The 25,279-nt window shown below is 70.2% G+C and carries 19 protein-coding genes; 7 read left to right on the forward strand and 12 right to left on the reverse strand.

Annotated elements, in window-relative coordinates; translation table 11 throughout:
* Nucleotides 1-287 precede the first annotated feature (287 nt).
* From ACWD3H_RS10445 to ACWD3H_RS10455, 3 genes are all read right to left on the reverse strand, one after another.
* The gene (locus ACWD3H_RS10445) at nucleotides 288-1,343 is read right to left on the reverse strand and encodes a TIGR04500 family putative peptide maturation system protein (RefSeq protein ID WP_451954737.1); all 1,056 of its coding nucleotides are present in this window, start codon (nucleotides 1,341-1,343) and stop codon (nucleotides 288-290) included.
* Nucleotides 1,340-2,332, reverse strand: coding sequence for an MvdC/MvdD family ATP grasp protein (locus tag ACWD3H_RS10450; protein WP_355552237.1), 993 nt, complete (start codon nucleotides 2,330-2,332; stop codon nucleotides 1,340-1,342). The genes ACWD3H_RS10445 and ACWD3H_RS10450 overlap by 4 nt, the downstream gene beginning before the upstream one ends.
* A 68-nt stretch (nucleotides 2,333-2,400) precedes the next feature.
* Nucleotides 2,401-2,556 (reverse strand): hypothetical protein, encoded by a 156-nt coding sequence (locus tag ACWD3H_RS10455; RefSeq protein WP_451954738.1) that lies wholly within the window; start codon nucleotides 2,554-2,556, stop codon nucleotides 2,401-2,403.
* A gap of 263 nt (nucleotides 2,557-2,819) precedes the next feature.
* Between ACWD3H_RS10455 and ACWD3H_RS10460 the strand changes: the two genes are divergently transcribed.
* From ACWD3H_RS10460 to ACWD3H_RS10470, 3 genes are all read left to right on the forward strand, one after another.
* Nucleotides 2,820-4,988, forward strand: coding sequence for a peptidase domain-containing ABC transporter (locus tag ACWD3H_RS10460; protein WP_451954739.1), 2,169 nt, complete (start codon nucleotides 2,820-2,822; stop codon nucleotides 4,986-4,988).
* Between the two features lie 218 nt (nucleotides 4,989-5,206).
* Entirely contained in the window at nucleotides 5,207-6,379 is a 1,173-nt protein-coding gene (locus ACWD3H_RS10465) for a trans-sulfuration enzyme family protein (protein ID WP_451954740.1), read from the forward strand.
* 86 nt (nucleotides 6,380-6,465) lie between these two features.
* Nucleotides 6,466-7,377: a threonine/serine dehydratase gene (locus ACWD3H_RS10470; protein WP_451954741.1), complete on the forward strand. Its 912-nt coding sequence runs from the start codon at nucleotides 6,466-6,468 to the stop codon at nucleotides 7,375-7,377.
* Between the two features lie 65 nt (nucleotides 7,378-7,442).
* Here the strand turns inward: ACWD3H_RS10470 and panB are convergent, their stop codons facing one another.
* A complete protein-coding gene (gene panB / locus ACWD3H_RS10475) occupies nucleotides 7,443-8,288 on the reverse strand; it encodes a 3-methyl-2-oxobutanoate hydroxymethyltransferase (RefSeq protein WP_350955344.1) in 846 nt (281 codons plus the stop codon).
* Nucleotides 8,289-8,496: 208 nt separating this feature from the next.
* On the opposite strand from panB, the gene ACWD3H_RS10480 reads away from it, so the two are divergent.
* From ACWD3H_RS10480 to ACWD3H_RS10490, 3 genes are all read left to right on the forward strand, one after another.
* Nucleotides 8,497-9,699 (forward strand): MFS transporter, encoded by a 1,203-nt coding sequence (locus ACWD3H_RS10480; RefSeq protein WP_451954742.1) that lies wholly within the window; start codon nucleotides 8,497-8,499, stop codon nucleotides 9,697-9,699.
* A 133-nt stretch (nucleotides 9,700-9,832) separates the two neighbouring features.
* On the forward strand, nucleotides 9,833-11,395 hold the full coding sequence (locus ACWD3H_RS10485) for an MFS transporter (RefSeq protein WP_451954743.1): 1,563 nt from the start codon (nucleotides 9,833-9,835) through the stop codon (nucleotides 11,393-11,395).
* Nucleotides 11,396-11,402: 7 nt separating this feature from the next.
* Nucleotides 11,403-12,050: a TetR/AcrR family transcriptional regulator gene (locus ACWD3H_RS10490; RefSeq protein WP_451954744.1), complete on the forward strand. Its 648-nt coding sequence runs from the start codon at nucleotides 11,403-11,405 to the stop codon at nucleotides 12,048-12,050.
* A 149-nt stretch (nucleotides 12,051-12,199) separates the two neighbouring features.
* Here the strand turns inward: ACWD3H_RS10490 and ACWD3H_RS10495 are convergent, their stop codons facing one another.
* From ACWD3H_RS10495 to ACWD3H_RS10530, 8 genes are all read right to left on the reverse strand, one after another.
* Nucleotides 12,200-13,984 carry an NAD+ synthase gene (locus ACWD3H_RS10495; RefSeq protein WP_451954745.1) on the reverse strand — a complete coding sequence of 595 codons (1,785 nt, stop codon included), beginning with the start codon at nucleotides 13,982-13,984 and terminating at the stop codon, nucleotides 12,200-12,202.
* A 266-nt stretch (nucleotides 13,985-14,250) separates the two neighbouring features.
* Nucleotides 14,251-15,156: a TolB family protein gene (locus ACWD3H_RS10500; protein WP_451954746.1), complete on the reverse strand. Its 906-nt coding sequence runs from the start codon at nucleotides 15,154-15,156 to the stop codon at nucleotides 14,251-14,253.
* A 58-nt stretch (nucleotides 15,157-15,214) separates the two neighbouring features.
* Complete coding sequence (locus ACWD3H_RS10505; protein ID WP_451954747.1) at nucleotides 15,215-17,320, reverse strand: sensor histidine kinase; 2,106 nt, start codon at nucleotides 17,318-17,320, stop codon at nucleotides 15,215-15,217.
* A 2-nt stretch (nucleotides 17,321-17,322) separates the two neighbouring features.
* On the reverse strand, nucleotides 17,323-18,816 hold the full coding sequence (locus ACWD3H_RS10510; protein WP_451954748.1) for a BTAD domain-containing putative transcriptional regulator: 1,494 nt from the start codon (nucleotides 18,814-18,816) through the stop codon (nucleotides 17,323-17,325).
* 85 nt (nucleotides 18,817-18,901) lie between these two features.
* Nucleotides 18,902-20,824, reverse strand: a complete 1,923-nt coding sequence (locus ACWD3H_RS10515; protein WP_451954749.1) for a sensor histidine kinase — start codon at nucleotides 20,822-20,824, stop codon at nucleotides 18,902-18,904.
* 229 nt (nucleotides 20,825-21,053) lie between these two features.
* Nucleotides 21,054-22,001: a terpene synthase family protein gene (locus ACWD3H_RS10520; RefSeq protein ID WP_451954750.1), complete on the reverse strand. Its 948-nt coding sequence runs from the start codon at nucleotides 21,999-22,001 to the stop codon at nucleotides 21,054-21,056.
* Between the two features lie 161 nt (nucleotides 22,002-22,162).
* Nucleotides 22,163-22,708, reverse strand: a complete 546-nt coding sequence (locus ACWD3H_RS10525; protein ID WP_451954751.1) for an EF-hand domain-containing protein — start codon at nucleotides 22,706-22,708, stop codon at nucleotides 22,163-22,165.
* 35 nt (nucleotides 22,709-22,743) lie between these two features.
* The gene (locus ACWD3H_RS10530) at nucleotides 22,744-23,589 is read right to left on the reverse strand and encodes a terpene synthase family protein (protein ID WP_451954752.1); all 846 of its coding nucleotides are present in this window, start codon (nucleotides 23,587-23,589) and stop codon (nucleotides 22,744-22,746) included.
* A 184-nt stretch (nucleotides 23,590-23,773) separates the two neighbouring features.
* Between ACWD3H_RS10530 and ACWD3H_RS10535 the strand changes: the two genes are divergently transcribed.
* Nucleotides 23,774-25,135, forward strand: a complete 1,362-nt coding sequence (locus ACWD3H_RS10535; RefSeq protein ID WP_355552188.1) for a glutamine synthetase family protein — start codon at nucleotides 23,774-23,776, stop codon at nucleotides 25,133-25,135.
* Nucleotides 25,136-25,279: the final 144 nt, after the last annotated feature.

The following is a 25,279-nucleotide window of genomic DNA, read 5'->3' on the forward strand; positions in this document are numbered from 1 at the left end:
TCTGTCCACCGTCTACGACCGGTTCCGCTCATGGGCCACGGCGGGCGTCTTCGAGCACCTGATGCAGGCGATGATCACCGAGGCCGTGGCCCGTGGGCAGGCCGACCTTGACCTGGTCAGCGTGGACTCCACCACGCCGCAGGGATGGTCCTGGACGGCGAGCTGGTGAAGGCGCTGGAGGAGGCCGCCCGCGCACCCGCCCACCGCGGCCATCACCGCACCAGGGCGGTTCGCCGACCGGCCTCGACGCCGACTTTCAAGCACCACTCGGCATCACGGCGGACCCGTCAGGATCGCAGGTCGGCGGTGAGTTCATCGGTGCGCGACTTGCTACCCCAAAACCATTCCACATGCGCGTGCCGACGCTGTTCCCGCAGCCATTCGTCTAAGAGCCGCTCTTCGATGAACTTCCGGGTGAACCGATCCAGCACCGCCGGTTCCACGGCCAGCACGTACGCGAAGCAGAAACCACCCTCCAGAGCGGCAGGCCCGATGACCGTCCCCGCCCGCGCTTCCACGGCCTTCGCACCGTAGGAGGTGATGAGATCCTCCCGGTAACCGCCTTCTATCCGAGAGGTGGCCAGTCCAGCCAGGGACTCCTCGGTGGCCATGGCGACCACTTCGGCTCCCCGCACATCCGCGGCGCGAAGCCGGGCCACGGCGGCTTCGGCGTGAGCCTGGTCGGCATACCGTGATCTCACGACCCGCAGCCGGTCGAACGCGTCACGATGATCGGCGAAAAAGTCCTCCACCCGCTCACCGGCCACTCTCTGCCGCAGGGCCGCCACCGTGGCCTCAACGGCGACGATCCTCTCCAACTGGGCATGGCTGACACCGCGCTCCGCCATCCATGCCCTGGTCGCCTGCGCGGTCAGCAATCCCCGAGCCCGGCGGAAGGCGTCCATGGCCTCCTGCAACCGGTCGTCGGGCAGGTCGATGTCCTCGACATCCGCGGCCTGTCCTATCAGGCAGGCGTTGACCAGACGCCGGGAAAGAGCGGCGTCGTCCCACAGGACGTCCAGCAGGGAGATGACCTGCTCGATGAGCATGTCGGTGCCGTTGACCCGGAGCACCAGTTGCTCACCTGCTCGCTGGCTGTTCCGCAGTGGCCATGGAATGGCCCGGTCCGGGGCGAACGCCAGCGAGGTCGTACCCTCTGCCGAGGGAAAAAGCAGATCGTAGTGGTACTGGTCTGTGGCGGCCTCACGCTGCCACACCAATCGCATGGCGATGCCCGGATAGCGGGCGCGTAGCGCGCCAAGTCGTTCGCGTGCCTCCTCTGGCCGTACGTCGCCCAACTCCCTCAACCACTCCAAGGCGTTTTCGAGCAGCTCGGCGGTCACGATGAGGCTCCTTCCAATAGCACGTCACAGATGGCCTGGCTGATCGGCAGACCGGTCAGCCGCTCGATCCACAGCCATTGGCCGTTGGGGTTGACCTCCAGGAACACGTACTGGTCGTCGGGGGTGAGGATCAAGTCGAAAGCCCCGTACAGGAGCCCCAGGCGTTCTGTCATATCCAGGCAGCGCCGAGCCACCTTGTCCGGAAGCCGGTGTATGCGGTGTGGGGTGGTCTCGATGTCGTACCGGCGCCAATCCAAACTGGACCGGTTGGCCACCTGGGAATGGATCTCCGCGGCGAACACCTGTTCACCGACGACCGTGACCCGCAGTTCCAGGCGTTTGGGAACGTACTGTTGAACAATGACCGGGCAGAATCGCAGAGCGGCCGCGTACGCCACGTCACGAGCGGAGACCGGCTCGCAGAACCGGGCGATCGTGCCGCCCCCCACCAGGTTCTCCGCCCACGGCTTGCCCAATGGCTTGGTCACGACATGACCGTCATGGCGCTCATGGAACTCCCAGAACGCCTCGGCCTCGGTCGCGATGAGGGTCTCCGGGATCGCGAATCCCAGTTCCGCCGCGAGGAGAAGCTGGGAGGGCTTGCGTCCGGCCCGCCGGATCACCGAATCGTCCGCGGGCATCTTGCGGCACGGCAGGTGCTCCCACAGATCTGTGAGCAGGTCCTGACACTCGCGTGCGGCGTAGTCGGCCACCGCGGGATCGGTAAGGTCGGGATGCGTCGCAGGTGGTGTCGGACGCCGCCACCACAGGGCTGTCAGAGTGTCCAGATCGAGTGTGCCTGTTTGAGTGCGCAGAAGGCGCCGGGCAAGACCACGAGCGGTGTACGCCAGTTCCACGCGCGCCTTGACGGGGTAGTCACCGGGATCGAAGATCGTGATCTGGGCGCCGCGGTCGGCGAGCAGGGCGCGGACATGTAAGGCGTGCGGATCCTCTTCGCTGGTGAGGATCAGGACACCCGGTATCGGCATGGGGGGCGCTCCAGGAAAGCGAGACGGCGCGGGAACGCCACGACGGCATCCCCGCACCAAATGATCATTTAGCCGTAGACATCTGTTTTGCAGACGCCGGGCGGGTCTTGCCAGGTCTGCAGCTCGGCCGGGAGACCGCCGTTGATGGTGCGCAGCGTGCTCTCCTCGAGCTCCGCACCGACCGGCGCGATATCACCGATCTGGGTGCGCGGTTCGTCGCTCATGCGGGTCCTCTCTTCTTCGGAAGCCCGGGAAGGGCTACATGTGGGTTCACTCTCCGGCATGGGGCTATTGATTCCCTTGTGATTCGCTTGGGGGATCACGATGCGCGCGTGGTCGAGCGCGACCACCTCGACGACGGATCCAGGCGGTCAGGACTCGTCGAACGGAACGGCGTTCGGAACGGGCCAGGTAGTGGCCCGGCTCCAGGCGGCGGCGGTCCGGCTCCAAGTGAAACGCAAGGAGAGCACCCGACACTGATTGTTCTGTGAGAGTTCCGATCATCCTTCAGCACAGCGCGGTCGAGTGCGGAGCGGCCTGCCTCGCCATGGTCCTCAGCGCTCACGGGCACCGTACCTCCGTGCGCGCCCTGGCTGAGGAGATGGACATCGGACGGGACGGGGTGAGCGCGCTGACCCTGGTCCGCACGGCTCGGGCGCGTGGGCTGACCACTCGTGCGCTGTCCACCCCAGCCACGGAGATGGCCTCGATTCCGCTGCCCGCCGTGGCCTACTGGCGTAACAGTCATTTCGTGGTGGTCGAGCGCGTGAGCGAAACCCGCGTCACCATCGTCGATCCGGGGCCGGGCCGGGTACGCCTCACTCATGAGGAGTTCGCTCGAAACTACAGCGGTGTGGTGCTCACCCTCGAGGCCGGGGCGGACTTCTCTAGAGGGCGGTTCGGCGAGCGCGGGAACTGGTGGGTACGGTACTCTCGCGTCCTGCTGTCACGTCACCGCGGCGTGCTGGTCCTTCTCGCGCTGCTCAGCGTTGTCATGCAAGCCCTGGGGCTGGTCCTGCCCGCCGTGACCGAGCTGGTCGTGGACCACGTGCTGGCCGCCGGCGAGATCGACCTGCTGTCCTTGCTCGGGTACGGCGTGGCCGCGGCGGTATGCGCTCAGCTCGTGGTCGGCGGGGTGCGGACATGGGCACTGGTCAGATTACGCACCCGAGCGGACACCGCGCTGCTCGACGATCTGGGGAAACGTCTGCTCGCGCTCCCTTTCCGGTTCTTCGCCCATCGAAGCTCGTCCGACCTGGTCTCGCGGATCTCAAGCGTCAGCGTTCTGCGGGAGATGCTCACCGGTCAGGCCCTGACCGCTCTGCTCGACGGGCCTCTCGCGGTCGGCTACATGGTGGTGGTGACCGTGCGCTCCCCGCTCCTGGGTGGAGTGCTCATCGCCTTCGCGGTGGCACAGATCCTTCTGCTCGTCGGCACCCACCGGTGGCTCTGTGAGCTGGCCCATCGGGAGCACGAGGCACGGAACGACGCCCAGGGACAGTTGATCGAGGCCGTCCGGGGAATCGAGACGATCAAAGCGTCGGCGGTCGAGCCTCATATCCTTGACCGCTGGGTGCGTCTGCTCGGCGTTCAAATGCGGCAGGTATGGCGGAGTGGAGTCGCCCAGGGAGGCCAGGACACCGCCCTGGCCGCGCTGCGGTTCGGCGCCCCCCTGACCCTGCTGTGGGCCGGCGCCTGGCAGGTCGTCACCCACCACCTCAGCCCCGGCACCATGCTCGGCCTCCTCGCGCTGGCCGCCGCGACCCTGGCACCGCTGGCATCGCTGACCGGCAGCATACGAGCCGTCCAGATGGCCCGCGTGCAGGCCGAACGACTGGCCGACATATTGGACACCGATCCTGAGTCCCCCTCATCAGGTGTCGCTCTCCCGCCCCGTCAGGCCGATGGCGCGGACAGCCCGATCGAGCTGCGTCAGGTCGGTTTTCGGTACACGCAGGAAAGCCCATGGATCGTGCGGGGCGTCGATCTGAGAGTTCGCGCCGGGCAGAAGATCGCCCTGGTCGGACGGTCCGGGTCGGGGAAAAGCACCCTCGCTCGCCTGCTGCTCGGGCTGTTCCCGCCGACCGAGGGAGAGATCTCCTACAACGGAGTCCCGGCCGGCCGCCTGGATCCAGGCCTGTTGCGCCGCCGGTTCGGAGTGGTGACCCAGGAACCCGCCCTGTTCACCGGAACGATCTTCGACAACATTTCCCTTGGCTCGCCGGAAGCCTCCCTGGACGAGGTGGCGGAGGCGGCCCGACTGGCCTGCGTGCACGAGGACATCGCGGCCATGCCCATGAGGTACAAGACGCTGCTGACCGAAGGCGGCGGTCTCTCCGGCGGACAACGGCAGCGCATCGCCCTGGCCCGGGCGCTACTCGCCAAGCCGGAGATCTTGCTGCTCGACGAGGCCACCAGTCACCTGGACACCATGACCGAGGCCGAGATCGAGGCCAACCTGACCGGGTTCGAGCAGACACGCATCGTGATCGCACACCGGCTGAGCACCGTCCGGGACGCCGATGTGATCCTTGTAGTGGATCGGGGTCGCGTCGTCGAGGCGGGCCGCCACGAAGAACTCCTGGCAGCCGCCGGGCCGTACGCCCGGCTGGTCGACGCGCAGACCCTGCCGGGCGACCTCCAGGCGCGCCGGTGACGAACAGACCCTGTACGTCCAGCGCCGCGCCGCGAGCTGACGGCCTGCCCACGCCGATCATATCCGGATGGGGAGAACAGCCTCGACCACGATGCCGCCGTGCTCGCCGCCACGGTGGCCTTTCCGGTGTCCTGGGCCAGGGTGACCTGTGCTTTTGATGACGAACATCGCACCAACCAGATCTGACAAACAGCCTGTTAACCGGACATTCTTATCTCATGACTGATTTTCGCCCGGAGACCCGCACCGTCCACCTTCCCCAGCCGCAGCTGAACGGCAGCCGTTCCATCACGGTGCCGCTCTACCAGACCTCCGGCTTCGTCTTCGACGACCCGGCCGTCTTCGCCGACGGGATGGGCCGCCCGGACGGGGCCTTCGTCTACGGGCGCCTGTCGAACCCGACGGTCCGCTCCCTGGAGGAGGCCGTCGCCGGCCTGGAGGGCGGTGCCGGGGCCGTGGCCACCGGTTCCGGAATGGGGGCCATCAACTCGGTGCTGCTCGCGCTGCTGGAGCCCGGTGATCACCTGATCGCGCAGCAGGCGCTCTACGGCGGCACCGCCTCGATGATCAACGACCTGGAGCGGCGCTTCCGGATCTCGGTCTCCTACGTCCCCGAGGACGACCCGGCGGCGCTGCGCGCGGCCGTGCGGCCGGAGACGAAGCTGGTCTACCTGGAGACCATCGCCAACCCGGTGACCCAGGTCGCCGACCTGCCGGGCATGTGCGCGGCGGCACGCGAGGCCGGACTCGTCTCCGTGGTCGACAACACCTTCGCCTCACCGATCCTGTGCCGGCCGCTGGAGCACGGAGCCGACATCGTGGTGCACTCCACGACCAAGTACCTGAGCGGGCACACCGACGTGCTCGGCGGGATCGCCGTCTTCGCCGCGGAGGAGATGTACCGCAGGGTGTGGGCCTACAACGTCAAGCTGGGTGCCACCGCGGATCCGTTCGCCGCCTGGCTCACCCTGCGCGGCATCCAGACACTGCCGCTGCGGATGGAGCGCCACTGCTTCAACACCCGCGAGCTGGCCACCCGGCTGAACGACCACCCCGCGGTCTCCGTCGTGCACTGGCCGGGCCTGCCCTCGCATCCCTCGTACGAGCTGGCGGCCAAGCTCCTGCCGGACTTCGGGGGTGTCTTCTCGTTCGACCTGGTCGGTGGCCAGGCGGCGGGCGAGCGGTTCATGAGCTCGGTGCGGCTGGCCCTGCTGGCCCCGTCCCTCGGCGGTGTCGAGACGCTCATCCTGCACCCCGCGACCACCTCCCACCGCTCCCTGACGGCCGAGGAGCTCGCCCGGCACGGGGTCGGTGCGGGCACCGTACGGGTGGCGGTCGGCATCGAGCACATCGAGGACCTGTGGGCCGATTTCGAGCAGGCGCTCGCCTGAGGGATCCACGCTGTCTCCTAGACTGCGGCACGGGGCCGCAGGAAGGGTGGCCGCTTTCCGAGCCGCTTTGTGGGAAGGGGACGCGCGTGAGCGTGTCGATCGGGGACGTGCGGCGGGCCGCCGAGCGCATCGCGGGGTACGTCCGGCGCACACCGGTGGTCGAGGTGTCGCCGGGGCTGTTCTTCAAGCTGGAGGGGTTGCAGCACTCGGGGTCGTTCAAGGCGCGAGGAGGTTTCAACCGCGCCCTGTCCATGGGAGAGATCCCCGAGGCCGGGTTGATCGCGGCGAGCGGGGGCAACCACGGCCTGGCGGTGGCGTACGTGGCACGCGGTCTCGGTGTCCCGGCGGAGATCTTCGTGCCCACGGTGTCCAGCCCGGTGAAGGTGGCCGGGCTGCGCGCGCTGGGCGCGCGGGTGGCCCAGGTCGGTGCCGTCTACGCCGACGCCTACGAGGCGTCTGTCAAGCGCGCGGCCGAGACCGGTGCCCTGGACGTGCACGCCTACGACCAGGCGGAGGTGATCGCGGGGCAGGGCACGGTCGGCCTGGAGATCCTGGAGCAGACCGGGGGAGTCGACACGGTCCTCGTCGCGGTCGGCGGCGGCGGGCTCGTCGCCGGGATCACCGTCGCACTCGACGGCCACGCCCGCGTGGTCGCCGTCGAGCCCGAGCTCATCCCGACCCTGCACCGGGCGCTGGAGGCCGGTCGGCCGGTCGGGGTCGAGGTCGCGGGGGTGGGGGCCGACGCCCTGGGCGCGAGCCGGGCGGGCGAGATCGCCTGTGAGATCACGGGCGCGGCGGGGATACGGAGCCTGCTGGTCTCCGAGGAGGCCATCGTCGAGGCACGGCGCGAGATGTGGCGGGAGCACCGGATCGCCGCCGAGCACGCGGGCGCCACCGCGTACGCGGCTCTGCTGTCCGGCGTCTACACCCCGGCCGAAGGGGAGCGGGTGGCCGTGGTCGTGTGCGGCGCCAACACCGACCCCGCCACGCTCGCCTGATCTCGCGCCGCGCCTGAACGCCCCAGCGCCGCCAGGGTTTCCTGGGACGCCGGGGCCCGGAGTCGTCAGCTGTAGCTGTGCTCGGGAGCGGGGAAGGCGCCGGTCGACACCTCGTCGGCGAAGCTGCGCACCGCCCGGTCCATCTCGTGGGCCAGGTCGAAGTACTTCTTGACGAACCTGGCCGGGCTGGCGGTCAGGCCCATCAGGTCCTGCCAGACGAGGACCTGCGCGTCGGTGCCGGGCCCGGCACCGATGCCGATCGTCGGGATCGACAGGGAGGAGGTGACCCGCTCGGCCAGCTCGGCGGGAACGCACTCCAGGACCACGGCGAACGCTCCGGCGTACTCCAGGTCCTTGGCGTCGGCCATCAGCTCGTCACCCGACTGGCCGCGGCCCTGCACCCGGTAGCCGCCGAGCGCGTTGACCGACTGGGGGGTCAGGCCCAGGTGGGCCATCACCGGAATGCCCGCCGAGACCAGCGTCTCGACCTGGGGGAGCACCCGCCGCCCACCCTCAAGCTTGATCGCGTGGGCACCGGCCTCCTTCATGAACCTGGCGGCCGTCTCCAGGGCCTGCTGGGGAGATGCCTGGTAGGAGCCGAACGGCAGGTCGGCCACGACCATCGCGCGGGAGGAGCCGCGCACCACGGCCGCGGTCAGCGGCATGAGATCGTCCACCGATACGGGGAGCGTCGAGTCGTAGCCGTACACGACCATGGCCGCCGAGTCGCCGACGAGCAGCACGGGGATGCCGGCCTCGTCGAAGACCCTGGCGGTCATCGCGTCGTACGCGGTGACCATCGGCCACCGCTCGCCGCGCTCCTTGGCGGCGGCGACGTCGCGTACGGTGATCCTTCGGCCGGCCTGGCCGCCGTAGAGCGAGGTCGGCCGGCTGGGGGAGGAAGAGGACATGGGACCTCCAGTGAAGTCTCGAGGCGCCCCTGATGGCGTCCCCGGACGGTTCCGATGATTGCACGCGTTCGGCAGGTTCAACAGCCCCGACCGGCCGGGTAATCCGATGGCGGGGGTGTGGGTGGCGTACCGCACACCCGCGAGGTAAATCCGGTGGCGGAAGTGTCGGGTGCGTACGGCACAATGCTGGCGGAGGTAAGTAATCAAAATGGCTGTAGAACCTTACCGCCGCCTGCTGGCACTGCCGGGCGTGCGGTCGTTGCTGCTGGTGGGGCTGCTCGCCCGCATTCCCTCGACCGCGGTCGCCCTCACGTTGACGATGCACGTCGTCGACCCCGGCGGCCTCGGCCTCGGCTTCGGCGCGGCCGGTCTGGTGGCCATGACGAGCACCATGGGGATGGCCGTCGGCTCACCGCTGGCGGGCAGATTCGTCGACAGGCACGGCCTGCGCCCGGTGCTGGCGGTGACCACGCTCGCCCAGCTCGTCTTCTGGTCGACCGCGTGGGCGATGCCGTTCCCGGTGCTGCTCGCCGCCGCGGTGCCCGCGGGCCTGCTCGCCCTCCCGGTGTTCAGCGTGATCAGGCAGTGCCTCACGGCGCTGGTCCCGGTCGAGCAGCGCCGGATGGGTTTCTCCCTCGACTCCATCATCGTGGAGCTCTCCTACATGGCCGGTCCCGCCCTGGCGATCGCGGGGGTGACCCTCCTCGGCAGCATCCCCACCATGGGCCTCGTCGCGGCCGGCCTGGTCGCGTCGGGGACGACACTGATCGTGCTGAACCCGCCCGTCCGCTCGGCTGAGGAGCTCCGTGAGCCGGCGGAGAGGGTCGCGCGGCGCCAATGGCTCACCCCGGGCATGTTCGGACTGCTCGGCACCGTCATGGCGGCGATGTTCGTGCTGGCCGCCACCGAGCTGTCCCTGGTGGCGACCATGAAGCAGGGCGGCGACACCGCATGGATCGGGCTGGCGATCGCCCTGTGGTGCGCCTACTCGCTGATCGGCGGTTTCGTGTACGGCATGCTGCCCCGAGGTCTGTCGCCGCTGGTTCTCATCGGTGCCATGGGGGTGCTCACCATTCCGGTAGGGCTGGTCGGCGGCGACTGGCACTGGCTGGTCCTGGCCCTGCTGCCGGCCGGTGTGCTCTGCGCCCCCGCGCTGTCCTCCTCGCTCGACACCGTGAGCCGCTGGGTTCCCGCGGCGGCCCGTGGTGAGGCGATGGGCCTGCACGGCACGGCGCTGTTGATCGGCGGCGCCTCCGCGGCGCCCATCGCGGGTGTGATCATCGACGGCCCCGGTCCCGGTTGGGCCTTCGCCGCCGCCGGGCTGGGCTGCGTGCTGATGGTCCTGGTCGCCGTGCCGTTCTGGCGGCGCGCCGAGAGCTCGGCCGAGGAGCCGCTCCCGATCGCCGCCTGAACCCCGGCGCACTCCCAATGGTGCGTGTATCACGATATGTCCTGATAAATACGAAACGACACGGTTGCGTATCGAAAAAGGCGGCGCTACGGTAGTGTTTCGAAACTCATACGTATCGAAAAACGGGGCCTTCGTGGAACAACAGCTTGGTCACCCGAGACGGTGGCAGATCCTGGGAGTGCTGGTCTTCAGCCTCCTGGCGGTCGTGCTCGACAACACCATCCTCAACGTCGCGCTGAAGACGATCGCCGACCCGAAGGTGGGCCTGGGAGCCAGCCAGAGCCAGCTGGAATGGGCGATCAACTCCTACACGCTCGTCTTCGCGGGCCTGCTGTTCACCTTCGGGGTGATCGGCGACCGTACCGGCCGCAGGCGCATGCTCATGGTGGGCATGGTCCTGTTCGGCCTGGCCTCGCTGGCCAGCGCCTACGCCCAGGACCCCATGCAGCTGATCGTCGCCCGGGCGTTCATGGGCATCGGCGGTGCCGCGATCATGCCGGCCACGCTGGCCATCATCTCCAACGTCTTCCCCCCGCAGGAGCGTGGCAAGGCGATCGGTGTCTGGGCCGGCGGCGTGGGTCTGGCCGTGGCGATCGGGCCGATCACCGGGGGGCTGCTCATCGAGCACTTCTGGTGGGGGTCGGTCTTCCTGATCAACCTGCCGATCGTGCTGGTCAGCATGGTGCTGATCGGCCTGGTCGTGCCCGAGTCGCGTGACCCGCACCCGTCCAAGCTCGACCCGGTCGGTGTGATCCTCTCCATCGTCGGTCTGGTCGCCGTCACCTACGGCATCATCCGGGGCGGCGAGCTGGCCACGATCGCCAGCGCGGAGGTGCTCGTCCCGACGATCCTCGGCGTCGTCGTGCTCGGTGTCTTCGTCTGGTACGAGCGCCGCATCGACCACCCGGCCTTCGACGTCCGCTACTTCCGCGACCCGCGCTTCGCCACCGCGGTCGGCATGGTCGGCATCGTGTTCTTCGCGATGATGGGCGCGATGTTCTTCCTGGTCTTCTACCTGCAGATCGTGCTGGGCTTCAGCGCGCTGCAGGCGGGCGCCCTGATGATCCCCTTCGCCGCCGCCCAGCTGATCTTCGCCCCGCTCAGCCAGCAGATGGCCACGCGCTTCGGCGGCAGGCTGACCGCCACCGTCAGCATGGTCATCGTGGCCGGCGCGCTGGCCTCTTACTCGCTGATGGACCAGCACACCCCGATCCTCGTACTGGAGATCGTGTTCTTCGTCCAGGGTGCGGCGATGGCCAACATCATGCCCCCGGCGACCACCGCGATCATGGAGGCGCTCCCCAGGGAGAAGGCGGGCGTCGGGTCGGCCATGAGCAACACGGTCCGCCAGGTGGCCGGCGCGCTCGGCGTCGCGCTGCTGGGCTCGCTGCTCTCGGCCACCTACCGCGACCAGATCGCCCCCGCGCTGACCGGTCTGCCCGATCCGCTCAGGCACATCGCCGGGGAGTCGCTGACCGGAACGCTCGGTGTGGCCCAGGGCCTCGGCGAGCGGGGTGCGGCGCTGATCGAACCGGCGAAGCTCGCCTTCGTCGAGGGCATGCACGTCACCGCCCTCGTCTCCGCGGCCATCGCGCTGGTGGGAGCCCTGGTGGTGCTCAGGTGGCTGCCCGGCAGGTCCTCCGGGACCCCCGCCCCGCGGGGCATAGATCGCGATAAGGAACCGGCAGTAGTGTAGGTGTGCGATGACGACCACCGACGAGACCCAGATGGCCGAGGCTCGGACAGCCCAGGCTCAGACGACCCGCCCCGCGGGCCGTCCCCGCAGCGCCAGGGCGGAGAAGGCCATCATCGACGCGACCCTCGATCTGGTCGGGGAGAGCAGCGGCCTCTCCGAACTGTCGATCGAGGGCATCGCCGCTCGCGCGGGGGTCGGCAAGACCACCATCTACCGGCGCTGGTCCAGCAAGGAGGACCTGCTCGTTGACGCGCTGGCGACCCTCAAGAGGCCGTTTCCCGCGCCGGGGGGCGTCTCGGTCCGTGAGGATCTGATCACCTACATGCGGGTCTTCCAGCAAGACGCGTGCGACGCGCGCAACCGCTGCGTGATGAACATCGCGATGAACGAGGCCGAACGGCACCCGCGCCTGGTGGAACGCATCCGCCAGGCGACCATCGAGCCGCGCAGGACGGCGATGGCCGCCCTGCTGCGGCGCGGCATCGCCACCGGCGAGCTCCGGGCCGACCTCGACGTTCGCATCGCGATGGCGACGGTGGTCGGCACCATCATGTGGTACATCCGCACCGAGGGCCCGGAAGAGAACGGCGAGCTCCCCTCCGACCTGGCCGAACGGATCGTCGACCAACTCCTGACCGGCCTCGGCCCCGGCTGAGACCCGGCGCGGCTCTGCCTCGCCCGGTGAGACACACGACGTCGGACCGGACTTCCGCCCCCGCCCGCGTTCTCCAACCCCACCACGCCGACGTCCGGCCGGTCGCGAAGGGAGCCACGGTCGCGGGCCGGGACCGTGGGAGATCCCGGTCAGCCGGTGGTCTCGCGCCAGCGGTTGGTGATGGGGAGGCGGCGGTCGCGGCCGAAGTTCTTGGGGGTGATCTTGGGGCCCGGGGGATACTGGCGGCGCTTGTACTCGGCCAGGTCGACCAGGCGGATCACCCGGGCGACCAGCGCGGGGTCGTGTCCGGCGGCGATCAGCTCGGCCGAGCCCATGTCCTTCTCGACGTAGTCGCCCAGCAGCCGGTCCAGGACTTCGTACTCGGGAAGGGAGTCGGTGTCGCGCTGGTCGGGGCGGAGTTCCGCGCTGGGCTCCTTCTCGATCGAGTTCTCCGGGATCGGCGGCACCGCGAAGGGGTGCAGGAACTCACCCGAGCGGCCCGCCTGGGCGTTGCGCCAGCGCGACAGCTCCCAGACCAGGGTCTTGAGCACGTCCTTGATGGGCGCGAAGCCGCCCGCGGAGTCGCCGTAGAGGGTGGAATAGCCGGTGGCCAGCTCGCTCTTGTTGCCGGTGGTGAGGACGAGGTGGCCGTGCTGGTTGGACAGGCTCATCAGGAGCATGCCGCGCACCCGGGCCTGGAGGTTCTCCGCGGCCAGGCCGGAGAGCTCGATCTCCTTCTCGAAGCCGTTGACGATGTCGGCGATCGGCACGGTGCCGGCGTTGATCCCCTGCCGGTCGACCAGCTCCTGGGCATCGCTCAGCGAGTGGTCGGAGGAGTAGCGCGACGGCATCAGCACCGCGTGTACCCGGTCGGGGCCGAGGGCGTCGGAGGCGATCGTGGCGGTCAGCGCCGAGTCGATGCCGCCGGACAGGCCCAGGATGACCGACCCGAAGCCGTTCTTGGCGACGTAGTCGCGGACCGCGAGGACCAGCGCCGAGTAGATCTCGGCGGTGTCGTCGAGCTGCTCGGCGAGCATGGGGGGCTCCGGCTCGTACGGCTCCAGGGGGTGGGGCGACAGCTCCAGCCGCTCCACCGTGATCACGGTGTTGTCCCCGGCGTCCACCTGGAACTCCCCGAGTCCTCCGTACCTGGCCTCGGGCAGCTCCAGGTCCGTGACCAGCAGTTCCTCGGAGAAGCGCGCCGCGCGCGCGATGAGCTCGCCGGAGGCGGAGACGATGAGCGAGTCGCCGTCGAAGACCAGCTCGTCCTGGCCGCCGACCTGGTTGACGTAGGCGAGGACGCAACCGGCCTCGCGGGCGCGCCTGGCCACCAGCGCCAGCCGTACGTCGTCCTTCTCCTTCTCGTAGGGTGAGGCGTTCGGCACCACCAGCAGCCCGGCTCCGGCCTCGGCCGCCACGGCGACGGGGCCGCCCTCCTGCCAGAGGTCCTCGCAGACCGCGATCGCCACGTCGACGCCGTGCAACCGGAAGATCGGCAGCCGGTCGCCGCGGACGAAGTAGCGGTACTCGTCGAAGACGCCGTAGTTGGGCAGGTGGTGCTTGGCGGTCTTGACGACCACCCGGCCCCGGTGGAGCAGCGCCGCCGCGTCGAGCGGGGCGCCCTTGGGCTGGCCGACGCGCGGGGCGAGATTCGCGCGGTCCACGTAGCCGACGACGACCGGGATCTCGCCGAGTCCCGCCTCGTCCAGTCGTCGCGCGGCCTTCTCGATCGCGGAGATCGACGCCTCCACGAACGAGGTGCGCAGCACCAGGTCCTCGACGGGATAGCCGGTCAGGAACATCTCGGTGAAGACGACCAGGTGCGCGCCGCGGTCCGCGGCGCGCCGGGTCCACTCGACGAGCCTGTCGCTGTTGGCGGCCAGGTCGCCGACGGCGGGATTGCTCTGGGCCAGGGCGATACGGAGTTGAGCCACGTGCCCATCCTATTGGGACGTACCAAGAGATCACCGTTCAGGTGATCCCTCTGGGCGCGTTTTACCCACGTAACCTGCCGTATCAGGATGAAAGGCGCAGCCCAGGTCCGGCGGCCGCCCGGGAAGTCCGGTGAGGTGCGACGAGAACGGCACGTTCCGGGCTCTGCCGGCCGGTTGCCGGCCGGTTGCCGACCGGCGGGCAACGCGCGGGTCATCAAGATCGTAAAGTAACCTGCCGGCAGCGTCGTCTCACGCGGGGGGAGGCGTCAGTCGAGGACCCCGACCAGTCCGAGGTTCCTCGCCCCCGCCGGCTCGGCCACCCGCTGGAGCTCCTTGCCCGCGCGGGAGAGGATCACGATCGTGTTGGCGGTCGTGCCCTTGACGCGGACCGCCAGGCGGCCGTCGCGCAGGTAACGCGCGCCGAGCAGCCGTCCCTTGACCGGGATGGCGATCTTCGCCCCGGTCTTGGTGTCGTAGATCGACGGGGAGAACGACAGCGGCCAGGAACCGTCACCGCCCGGGGCGTTCGGGCCGATGGCGTTGACCACCACCCTGCGGCTGTCGGGCGACAGGCTCTCCACGTGGTTGGCGAGCTTGATGCCGGGGTTGCGGTTGGCGACACGCCGCCTGGTGTCCAGGAGGTAGACGCCGTTGACGTCGCCCGCGTACCCGGCGAGAGTCCTGCCGTCGGCCGACCAGGTCAGGTGACAGGGACCGAGGGTCTTGCCGGCGTTGAACCGGCCCTTGCCGTCGGCGCCGACCACGGCCACGGTGGTGGCCTCGGCAGTGCCCCGCACCGGGTAGGCGATCCGCCTGCCGTCGGCGGTCCAGGCGGGGGTCAGGCAGGGGCCGCCGTAGGCGGCGTTCTTGGCGATCACCTTGTCCCCGGCGGCCGACTTGACGTGCAGCCTGCTCTTGTCGTCGATCCAGGCGATCTTGCCGCCGTCGGGCGCGACCGCGAACTGACCGGCGAAGGCCCCGTCTCCGGCGGTCAGGCGGCTCCAGCCTCCCCGGTGGGTCAGCGCCTCGACCCCGCTGCCGGCGTAGCGGAAGTAGACGGCGCCCGCTACGGGAGCCGTCTGAGGTGAGGCAGTCCGGGGTGAGGCCACCGCGGGGGTGGCGGTGGCAGACACGGCGAGTGCGGCGCCGGCGGCCAGTGCCCAGTACTTCAAGGAGATCTCCTCGGGTCAATTCCTTAACGGAGTTAGAGTCCCGAAAGGGGCAAAAGGTTTACAAATGATCAACTGTGATCGGCAGCACGGCCTCCACGACCGTGCCGCCGCCGGGGGCCGCCCCGATCACGCAGGTCCCGCCCAGCTCGGCGGCGCGCTCGCGCATGGAGAGCAGCCCGACTCCCGAGCGGGGGCCGGTGGGCAGCCCGTGCCCGTCGTCCTGGACGCGCACCACCAGCGACTCCCCGCGCCGCAGCGAGATGACCGCGGAGCTGGCCCTCGCGTGCTTGCGGACGTTGGTGAGCCCCTCCTGCGCGATGCGGTAGGCGGCCACCTCGGCTGCCGCGGGCAGGTCGGAAAGGTTGCCCTCGGTCTCCACGGCGACCCTCGGTGTGCCTTCCTGGGCGAGGGCCCGCACGGCCCCCGCCAGGCCCAGATCGTCGAGGGTGGGCGGTCGCAGGCCGTACACCAGTTCCCTGATCTCCTCGCTGACCGCGTCCATGCCGTCGCGCAGCTCCGTCAGGAGCCGGTCGGCGGAGTCGGGGGCGGTGCGCAGGCTGATCCTGGCCATGTTGATGGCCATCGCCATGTCGGTCAGCGCGTGGCCGAGCCCGTCGTGCAGGTCCCTGCGCAGGCGGCGGCGCTCCTCCTCGCGGGCGGCGAGGATACGCTCCCGGGAGTGCTGCAGGTCGGCGGTCGTCCGCACCGCGTGTACCACGTCGGCGACGTACGGCGTGGCCACCGCGATCAGGCGGTCGTTGTACGCCGCGGCGAACCTGCGGGGGCCGGGGGAGCCCAGCAACAGCAGCCCGACCGGCTCGCCGTGCCAGACCAGCGGTACGCCGCGTGGCGCCGGGCCCAGCAGGCCGACCTGTACCTGCCTGGCGCCGGGGTCGTACACCTCGACCGCGACCCCGGTGACGCTCAGCCCGTCCTTGACCACCGCGGCGACGGCGGCGAGCGCGTTGGTCGGCTCGGTCTCGCGGACCTCCCTGGCCAGGCGCGCGGCGAACGCCCGCGGGTCGCCGTGCGTGCCGTACATGAGCCGGTCCACCAGGCCCCTGAGCCTGTGCCGGAGCGGGTGGAAGATCACTCCGGCGAGCAGGGCCGCGATCAGGCCGCCGATCCGGTCATATCCCGACAGGGCCAGCCCGGCGACCGCGCCCACCGCGTAGATGACGCTGATCGCGGCGATCAGCCCGGCGGCGACGAAGGCGCGGCTGACCACGGTGTCGATGCCGTAGAGCCGGTAGCGCAGCACGGAGAAGGCGATGGCCACGGGGACCAGCCCGGCCCAGGTCGCGGCGGCCGCCCACCAGTCGGGTCCGGCGAGCAGGCAGGCGACATGGATGGTGAACGCGAACAGCGGCCAGGCGATCTGGCGGCGCAGCACAGGATCGGCCCGCCGGAAACGCAGCACCAGGGAGACCAGCGCCAGGACCACGAGGGCCGAGAACAGGGGAGAGATCACCTGGCGTGTCGCCAGGTTGTAGGGAGCCAGGACATCCACTGCGAGCGGGTTGGGGATGATCCGCGGCCAGGGGTAGCTCGCCGGGTCCGGTGCCGGACGGGTGAGGTTGAGCAGTGTGTCCGCCACCAACACGACCACGGCGACCACCATCACCGGCCGCCAGCGCCGTGAGGGCAGCCGGCCGTCGGGTGAGTAGAGCGGGAGCAGGACCGCCAGCATGAATGGACCCGCTCTTCCCGCGGTCATGAACCAGCGGAGGTAGCCGGCGCCGGCCAGGTCGCCCGCCGCCGCGAGGGTGAACATGGCCGACCCGGAGAAGAAGCTGACAGCGCACATCAGGCCGCCCACGCACATCAGCCATGCCGTGGCCGGACGCGAGCGATGGGCCAGCAGGAAGGCACTCACCACGGGAAACATCAGCCCCGTTGTAAACTGGGACACGATGGACGGCTCCGGCTGCCAGTCGGGCGGCAGATCGAGGTAGAGCACGACCCCGCCCGTGATGAGTCCCACGGCGAGGGCGGCGCTCGCCACGGCGGCGAGCCGCCGTGGCGAGCGCAGCAGAGTGCGCGCGAGCGGCACGGCGGGCTCGACGGGGAGGCCCGCGGTCACGGTGAGCGCGTCGACGGCCCGCCTGGGCACGCCGCCGACGCCGTCGAGCACCCGGCCGTGCTCCCGTGCCCGCGAGTGCATCGCTATCTGCCCACGTCGCCGGGGTTGACCAGCCCGGACTCGTACGCGGTGACGACGAGCTGGGCCCGGTCGAACAGCCCGAGGTGGTCCAGCAGCTTGATCACCGACTGTGAGACCGACCGTTCGGAGACCGCGAGGGTCGCCGCGATCTGCCGGTTGGTCAGCCCCCTGGCGACCAGCTTCATCAGGTCGAGGTCCGCGTCCCCGAGACCGGCCAGGCCGGGTGGCGCGGACGGGTTGGTGCGCCCGGCGAAGGCCGCGATCAGGCGGGTGGTGACGGCGGGGTCGATCAACGCGTCCCCTGCCTGCGCGGCTCGTATCGCGGTGATGAGCTGCTCGGGCGCCGACGTCTTGAGGACGAACCCGCTCACCCCCGCGCGCAGCGCCGCGTAGAGGTTGTCGTCCGTGCCGAAGGTGGTCATCATGACGACCTTCGGCGGTGCCTCATCGGCCAGAATCCGTCGCGCGGCGGTCAGCCCGTCCAGCCTGGGCATCTGGATGTCCATCAGCACCAGGTCCGGAGCGGTCTCCCGGACCACGGCGATCGCCTGCTCGCCGTTCTCCGCCTCCCCGACGAGCTCGAAGCCGGGCTCGCTGTCCAGCACCACGCGCAGGCCGGTGCGGACCAGTGCCTGGTCGTCCACCACCACGATGCGCAGCCCGGGCAGCGCCCGCGCCCGCTCCTCGGTGGCCGTCGGGCGCGGTGCCGCCGGTTCCGCCGTGCGCGCGGCGACCGGCTCCGCGGGCGGGTCGAGGTGAACGGCCTGGGCCAGCATGTCGGACTCCAGGCGTTGCAGGGCGGCGCCGAGGTCGAGGCCGAGCTCGTCGCGGAGCATCCCCCTGGCCCGTCGGAGCGCTCCCAGCGCGTCCCCCTGCCTGCCGTTGCGGTACAGGGCCAGCGCGAGCAGCCGCCAGGCCTCCTCCCGCAGCGGGTGCGCCGAGGCGTGCGCCTCCAGGTCGGCGACCAGGGCACCGGAGTGACCGAGGAGGAGTCCCGCGTCGGCGCGGCGTTCGACCGCGATCAGCCGCAACTCCTCCAACCGGCCCGCCTCGGCCACCGCCCACGGCAGGTCGGAGAACTCGGCCAGGGCCGGACCACGCCAGAGCGCGAGGGCGGTCTCCAGGCGCCCCCACACCTCGGCGGGTTCGCCACCGGCCTTGACCGCGCTCTCGAACATCCAGGAGTCCACCTGGTCCGCTGAGGCGCGCAGCGCGTAGCCCGGCGGGGCGGAGACCAGTACCTCGGCCTCCTCCCGCGGCGCGCGGCCGGGTTCCAGGGCGCGCCGCAGCCGCGACACGTATCCCTGGATGGTCGACAGGGCCTGGGTCGGAGGCTCACCCGGCCACAGCTCGTCGATCAGCATGGTCACCGGGACGGCGCGGCCACCGGCTACGAGGAGCCGGGCCAGCACCGCCATCTGGCGCTGGCCGCCGAGATCGAGCAGCGTGCCGTCGTGGCGCGCCTGGAACGGTCCGAGAGCACGAAATGTCAGCATTGCAGGCGTAAGGCTAGAGCTACCTGGGCCAACGTCATAGGGCAATACTCACCATCGTTCGCAGGCTGTAAGAAATCATCGGTGGTCACATCTCCACATTCAAGTTCACCGGAAGAACAGCTTCGACCGTGGTGCCCCCCTCGGGCGGTGCCGTGATCATGCATGTCCCGCCGAGTTCGGCGGCCCGCTCGCGCATCGAGGCCAGCCCGATCCCCGCGCGACGCTCCGCGGGAATGCCGATCCCGTCGTCGTGCACCCGGATGCTCAAGGAGTCCTCGCCGCGTTCCAGCGACAGCCGCACCGTCGCGGCACCGGCGTGCTTGCGGGCGTTGGTCAGTGCCTCCTGTGCGATCCGGTACGCGGCCACCTCGGTGGCGGCGGGCAGCCCCGACAGCTCGCCCCTGACCTCCACGGTGACGCCGGGGCCCGCCATCTCCGCCAGCGCGCCGGCCAGGCCCAGCTCGTCGAGGGTGGGCGGTCGCAGGCCGTACACCAGGTGCCTGATGTCGCTGGTGACGCTGTCCATGCCGGATCGCAGCTCGCTGAGCATACGCTCGGCCGTCTCGGGGGAGACGCGCAGGGAGTGCCTGGCCGCGTTGATGGACATCGCCATCCCGCTGAGTGACTGGCCGAGGCCGTCGTGCAGGTCACGGCGGAGGCGGCGGCGTTCCTCCTCGCGGGTGGTGACGATCCGCTCCCGGGAACGCCGCAGCGCGCCGACCAGCCGGACCGCGTGGGCCGCGTCCGCCACGTACGGCGTGAGCACGGCGATGACCCGCTCGTTGTGCGTGGCCGGCAGGCGCCTGGCCCCCGGCGGGCCGATGAGCAGGCGGCCGACAGGCTCGCCGTGCCACACGAGCCGGATGTCGCGCGCCACCTCCTCCAGTGTCCCCGCCGTCGCCTCCTCGGGCCAGCCGCCGGAAAAGCGCACGCCCGTACCGGTGACGGCCAGACCGTCGCGCAGCACCTCCAGGGCGGCGGTCAGCCCGCCCGCCGGATCGGTGTGCTGCAGCCTGCGCCCGAGTTCGGCGGCCAGCGTCACCGGGTCGCCCTTGCTGCCGTAGAGCAGGCGATCGGCGCCGCGCTGGAGCACCTGCCGTATCGGGTGGAAGAACGCCCCCGCGCAGAGCGCGGCGACCAGGCCGCCGATCCGGTCCACGTCCGACAGGAACAGGCTGGAGGCGGTACCCACCGCCACGTACACCCCGCCGATCACGCCGACCAGGCCCGCGCCGACCAGAGTCCTGGTGATCAGCGTGTCGATCCCGTAGAGGCGGTACCGCAGTACCGAGAAGGTGATCGCGAGCGGGACCAGCGGGATCGTGAACGACGCCAGCCACCACACCGGGTTGCCGAGCACCCAGGGGACGACGATCGTGGCGATCGCGACCAGCGGCCACAGGATCTGCCTGCGCTCTTCGGCGTCCGCCCGCCGAAACCGCATGGCCAGCGAGGCGAAGGCCAGGAGGATCACCGCGTTGGTGAGCATGTCCAGGGAGAACCTGAGGGGGTACGTGTCCCCTCTCCCCGGCAAGGACATGAAGTCCGTGACGAGTACGTCGAGCGCCAGGAGGGCGACCGAGGCCCAGATCAGTGGCCGCCAGCGCGGGGAGGGCAGCCTTCCGTCCGGGTAGAGCAGCGGCAGCAGCACGACCAGGAACAGGATGGTCAGTCTCCAGTTCAACCCCGCGAGCGTCCAGATGGCCTCGGACGGAACCGCCCACTCCCGTGCCGCGCCCAGGAGGGCGAGGTTCATGGTGAGGCTGTTCAGCGCGGAGAACAGCCCGCCCAGGCAGAGTAGCCAGCCGATGACCAGCCGGGGCCGCTGGAACACCAGCAGCGCTCCGAGGATGGGGAACGCGGTGCCGGCCACGTCCTCCGGCGCGAACGGCAGCGGCGTGTAGGAGGGCTGTGGGAGCAGCGCCGTGGCCCAGACGTTGACGCACACCATCGCGACGGACGCGCTGGTGATCAGCACCGCCGCGACCCGCCCCCGGACAGGCGTCACCCTTTGGATCAACAGGTTCAGCCCGCGCATGGTGGTTCAGGCCCTTCATTTGGTACTTGGAAGGACTTTAACCGGCTTGAGGCGCAACCCAATCAATAAGCGATCAAAGCAGGGCGTATCTCGTACGGAGCCCTAGAGCCGGTCCGATCGCCGGCGGGGCTTGGGGCAGGACACGCTCCCACCCGGGCGGGCTCGCCCGGGTGGGCCCGCCCGGGTGGGAGCGGGCCGGTCACGGCACGTCGTACCGGCTGGACTCCAGGAGCCATTCCAACTGTGCTCTCGGCGCCGCGAGGAACGCGCACGCGACCTTGCTGACCTCCCTGGCCTGGCCGATCGACAGCTCGAACCGGTCGAACAGCGCCGGCAGCCGGCGCGCGGAGATCCGCAGGTCCTCGGCGCGGGCGGCGATCCGGTCGTTCACCCAGGTGACGGCGGCGCCGTCGGAGAGCCCGAACGCGGTCGCGGCGACCGTCACATAGTTGTGCACGTCACCGTTGGCCCGCTCCTTGTGATGCGAGGCGACGTCGTTGCACCACGCGGTGACGTCGTTGCAGGCGTCCACCAGCGTCCGCCAGGTCGTGCTCTCGCGCAGTCCCGCGGGCACCTCCACCCCCAGGCAGGGCTCCACCAGGTCGAACAGGTAGGGGCCCGCGGTGCCCCGCCGCAGCCGCGGATACTCCGCGGGGGAGGGCACCCGGCCCGCGCACCGGTTCTCGGCCTCGGTGCGGCATGCCTCGCCCTGCGCAGCCAGCCCCGCCAGGAATCGGTGCCGCCACCGGGTGCTCATCCGCCCCGCGGTGATCTCCCAGAGGTCGGCGAAGGCGATCTCGACGGGCGAGGAGGCGTGGACGGGAGCGCGCGCGACGAGGTCGAGCCTGGCGAAGGTGGCCTCCACGATCTCGGCCGCGCGCCCGGCGGGCTTCTCGTCCCACTCGTCGTCGAAGTGGAACAGCCAGGTCAGCCATTTGGCGAACAGCAGCGCCGCCTCCACGCCGAACCCGGCGAAGGCCCGGCCCGCCATCCGCTCGAACCCGGCGCGCGGGGGAGCCTCCAGCCCGGCCTCGCGGGCCCAGCCGGTGAGCTCGGCGCCGATCAGGTCGACCGAGGGATGCATCCGGCACGGTGCCGACATCGCCGGTACGAGTTCGGCGAGGGGGAGCAGCGAAGCCGCGGCCACCCCGGAGGGGGGTGGCGGCTTCGGGCATCCCGCGGTCCCGGGGGGCGGGGCGGCGAAGGGACGCGTGACGGGTGAGGGGGACGGGTGCAGGGAGTGCGACAAGGGTTGTGAGTGGGGTCGGGGAAAGGTCAGGGGATCGCCGAACGTTGGGGTGAGAGCCACTACAGCGGACCGAACAGCCAGTTGCCGGCCACGTCCGGATCGGTGCCCGTGTAGAACTGCCGGGTCGCCTCGACCAGTTCGCCCACGGACACCGCGCCGTCGCCGTCGCCGTCGAGCCGCTCGAAGGCGGCCGTCACGTCCTCGCGGGAGGTGCCGAACGCGGCCATCATGACCCAGAACTCGTCCAGCCCGACGGCGCCGTCGCCGTCGGTGTCGCACAGCCAGGCCACCGCCTCGGCCGCGGGTCCGAAGACCGCGTCGAACCGGTCGCCCTCGACGAACGCTGAGGTCATGCCGGCGCGGAACTCCTCCGGGGAGATCGCCCGGTCGCCGTCGGTGTCGATCTCCGCGGCCAGTGTCCGCCAGATCCCCTCGAAGCCCTGGGCGAGCCTGCTGCCGGCCGGGGAGGTCGGCGACTCACCGAAGCCGACGAGGATCCGGGCTCCGAGGCCGAGAAGGTCCTCGCGCTCGATCGATCCGCTGCCGTCGACGTCCATGTGCTCGAAGGCACGGTCAAGCTTGCGATTGAGGAGCCTGGTGCTCATCGTTTACTCCGTCGTCACTTGATGAACTCGAACTGTTACCCTAAGTGACGATAGCGGGGTGTTTCCAGGAGCCACTCCAGATAAGCCCTCGGAATGGTCAAGAAAGCACATGCCACCCGCGTCACCTCCCGGGAGGCGGCGAAGCCGAGATCGTGCCGCTCGGTGAGCGCCGGGATCGCGCGGGCCGCCGTCCACAGCTCCTCCATCCGGGTGGCTACGCGGTCGATCACCCACTCCTCCGCCATCCGGTTGGAGCGTTCCAGAAAGGCGCCTCTCGCGCCGTCGTGTTCGGCCGCCGCCTCCGCGCACCAGGTGGTCACGTCGCCGCTCGCCTCGACGAGCGCCCGCCAGCGCGGGCTCCGCCGTACCGGGGCGGGCACCTCCACCCCGTAGCAGGGCTCCACCAGGTCCAGCAGCCGGCGGCCGAAGGCGTTCGCGTGCTCGCCGGCCGGATGCGCGCCGGCGGCCAGTCCGGCGGTGAAGCGCTCGCGCCACGCGTCACTCATCCGGGGGGCGCACGCTCCCCAGAGACCGGCGAAGGCCCGCGTCAGCGGTGCCGTGCCCGGCTCGCCGCCCGCGGCCACGGCGAGGACCGAGGTGAGCGCCGCAGGCTCCTCGCGCAGGCGTGCCTCCCAGGTCAGCCAGCGGGCGAGCAGCGTGACCGCGCGGGTTTCGCAGCGGGCGAAAGCCCGCCCGGCCAGCCAGGAGGCGGCGGGGTCGGGGGTCAGCCCGGCCGCGTGGGCCCAGTCGGACGCGGCGGCCTCGACCAGGTGTATCGACGGGTGGACGGGGCAGGGCATCGTCAATGCCGCGAGGCGTTCGGTGAGCCTGACCGGTGACGAGACCGCGTACGGTGGTTCGTGAACTTCAGTGCGCATCATCGTTTCCCCCCCGGATCGAACTTCCAGCGGCTCCGGTCGCACACTGTAAGAGGAGACGGGGTCTGTCGAGCGGAGGCGCGACGCGCATCTCACTGTTCTTCCTCGTAACGTGTGCGAAACACTTAGCGGGCAAACTGATAGACCACCAGGCGTGTCGCAGCACGTCAGCAATGAAGGAGAAGCCTTGGACCGCCAGCAGGAGTTCGTTCTCCGCACCCTTGAGGAGCGCGACATCCGGTTCATCCGGCTGTGGTTCACCGATGTGCTCGGGTTCCTGAAGTCGGTGGCCATCGCCCCGGCCGAACTTGAGGGAGCCTTCGCCGAGGGCATCGGCTTCGACGGTTCGGCGATCGAGGGCTTCGCCCGGGTCTACGAGTCGGACATGCTCGCCAAGCCCGACCCGTCGACCTTCCAGATCCTTCCGTGGCGCAGCGAGACGCCGGGGGCGGCCCGGATGTTCTGCGACATCCTCATGCCGGACGGCTCGCCTTCGCACGCGGACCCGCGCTGGGTGCTCAAGCGCACCCTGTCGAAGGCCTCCGACATGGGCTTCAGTTTCTACACCCACCCGGAGATCGAGTTCTTCCTGCTGAAGAACCGGCCGGAGGGCAGTGAGCGGCCCGAGCCGATCGACGGCGGCGGCTACTTCGACCACACCCCGCACAGCTCCGGCCACGACTTCCGGCGTAACGCGATCATGATGCTGGAGTCGATGGGCATCTCCGTCGAGTACAGCCACCACGAGGGCGGTCCGGGCCAGCAGGAGATCGACCTGCGCTACGCCGACGCGCTCACCACCGCCGACAACATCATGACCTTCCGCCTGGTCATGAAGGAGGTCGCGCTGGAGCAGGGCATCTGGGCGAGTTTCATGCCCAAGCCCTTCACCGAGCATCCCGGCTCCGGCATGCACACCCACATGTCGCTCTTCGAGGGCGACCGTAACGCCTTCTACGAGCCGGGCGCCGACTACCAGCTCTCCAAGATCGGCCGCTCCTTCATAGGTGGCCTGCTGGCGCACGCCGCCGAGATCACCGCGGTCTGCAACCAGTGGGTCAACTCCTACAAGCGGCTCTGGGGCGGCGCCGAGGCGATCGCCGGAGCCGGCGGCGAGGCCCCGAGCTACATCTCCTGGGGCCACAACAACCGCTCGGCCCTGGTCCGGGTGCCGATGTACAAGCCGCACAAGGGCGGCTCGACCCGCATCGAGTTCCGCTCGCTCGACTCCGCCTGTAACCCCTACCTGGCCTTCGCCGTGATCCTGGCGGCCGGTCTGAAGGGAATCGAGGAGGGGTACGAGATGCCCCCCGGAGCCGAGGACGATGTCTGGGCGCTGACCTCGGTCGAGCGCAGGGCGCTGGGCATCCAGCCGCTGCCCCAGTCGCTGGACGAGGCCATCGCGGTCATGGAGCGCAGCGAGCTCGTCGCCGAGACCCTCGGCGAGCACGTCTTCGACTACTTCCTGCGCAACAAGCGCGCCGAGTGGAACGAATACCGCCGCCAGGTCACCGAGTTCGAGCTCGGCCGCTACCTGCCGGTTCTCTAGCCGCTTCCGCGTTGCCGGCACGGCGGGCGTCGTGGGCTCCCGTCGTGCCTGGAACGACCGCGCGGACCGTGCCGCACGGTCGTTGCCGGCGGCGTGCCGACACGCCGCGGAGGCGGGTAATCCGACGCCGCCCGCCGAACGTCA

Source organism: Streptosporangium sp. NPDC002607 (genome assembly GCF_053592655.1).

Coding starts and splice junctions, on each gene's coding strand:
- ACWD3H_RS10450 (WP_355552237.1), bottom strand. CDS start 2,332: ATGCCGATACCGGGTGTCCTGATCCTCACCAGCGAAGAGGATCCGCAC.
- ACWD3H_RS10455 (WP_451954738.1), bottom strand. CDS start 2,556: ATGAGCGACGAACCGCGCACCCAGATCGGTGATATCGCGCCGGTCGGT.
- ACWD3H_RS10465 (WP_451954740.1), top strand. CDS start 5,207: ATGACTGATTTTCGCCCGGAGACCCGCACCGTCCACCTTCCCCAGCCG.
- panB (WP_350955344.1), bottom strand. CDS start 8,288: ATGTCCTCTTCCTCCCCCAGCCGGCCGACCTCGCTCTACGGCGGCCAG.
- ACWD3H_RS10480 (WP_451954742.1), top strand. CDS start 8,497: ATGGCTGTAGAACCTTACCGCCGCCTGCTGGCACTGCCGGGCGTGCGG.
- ACWD3H_RS10490 (WP_451954744.1), top strand. CDS start 11,403: ATGACGACCACCGACGAGACCCAGATGGCCGAGGCTCGGACAGCCCAG.
- ACWD3H_RS10505 (WP_451954747.1), bottom strand. CDS start 17,320: ATGCACTCGCGGGCACGGGAGCACGGCCGGGTGCTCGACGGCGTCGGC.
- ACWD3H_RS10510 (WP_451954748.1), bottom strand. CDS start 18,816: ATGCTGACATTTCGTGCTCTCGGACCGTTCCAGGCGCGCCACGACGGC.
- ACWD3H_RS10525 (WP_451954751.1), bottom strand. CDS start 22,708: ATGAGCACCAGGCTCCTCAATCGCAAGCTTGACCGTGCCTTCGAGCAC.
- ACWD3H_RS10530 (WP_451954752.1), bottom strand. CDS start 23,589: ATGATGCGCACTGAAGTTCACGAACCACCGTACGCGGTCTCGTCACCG.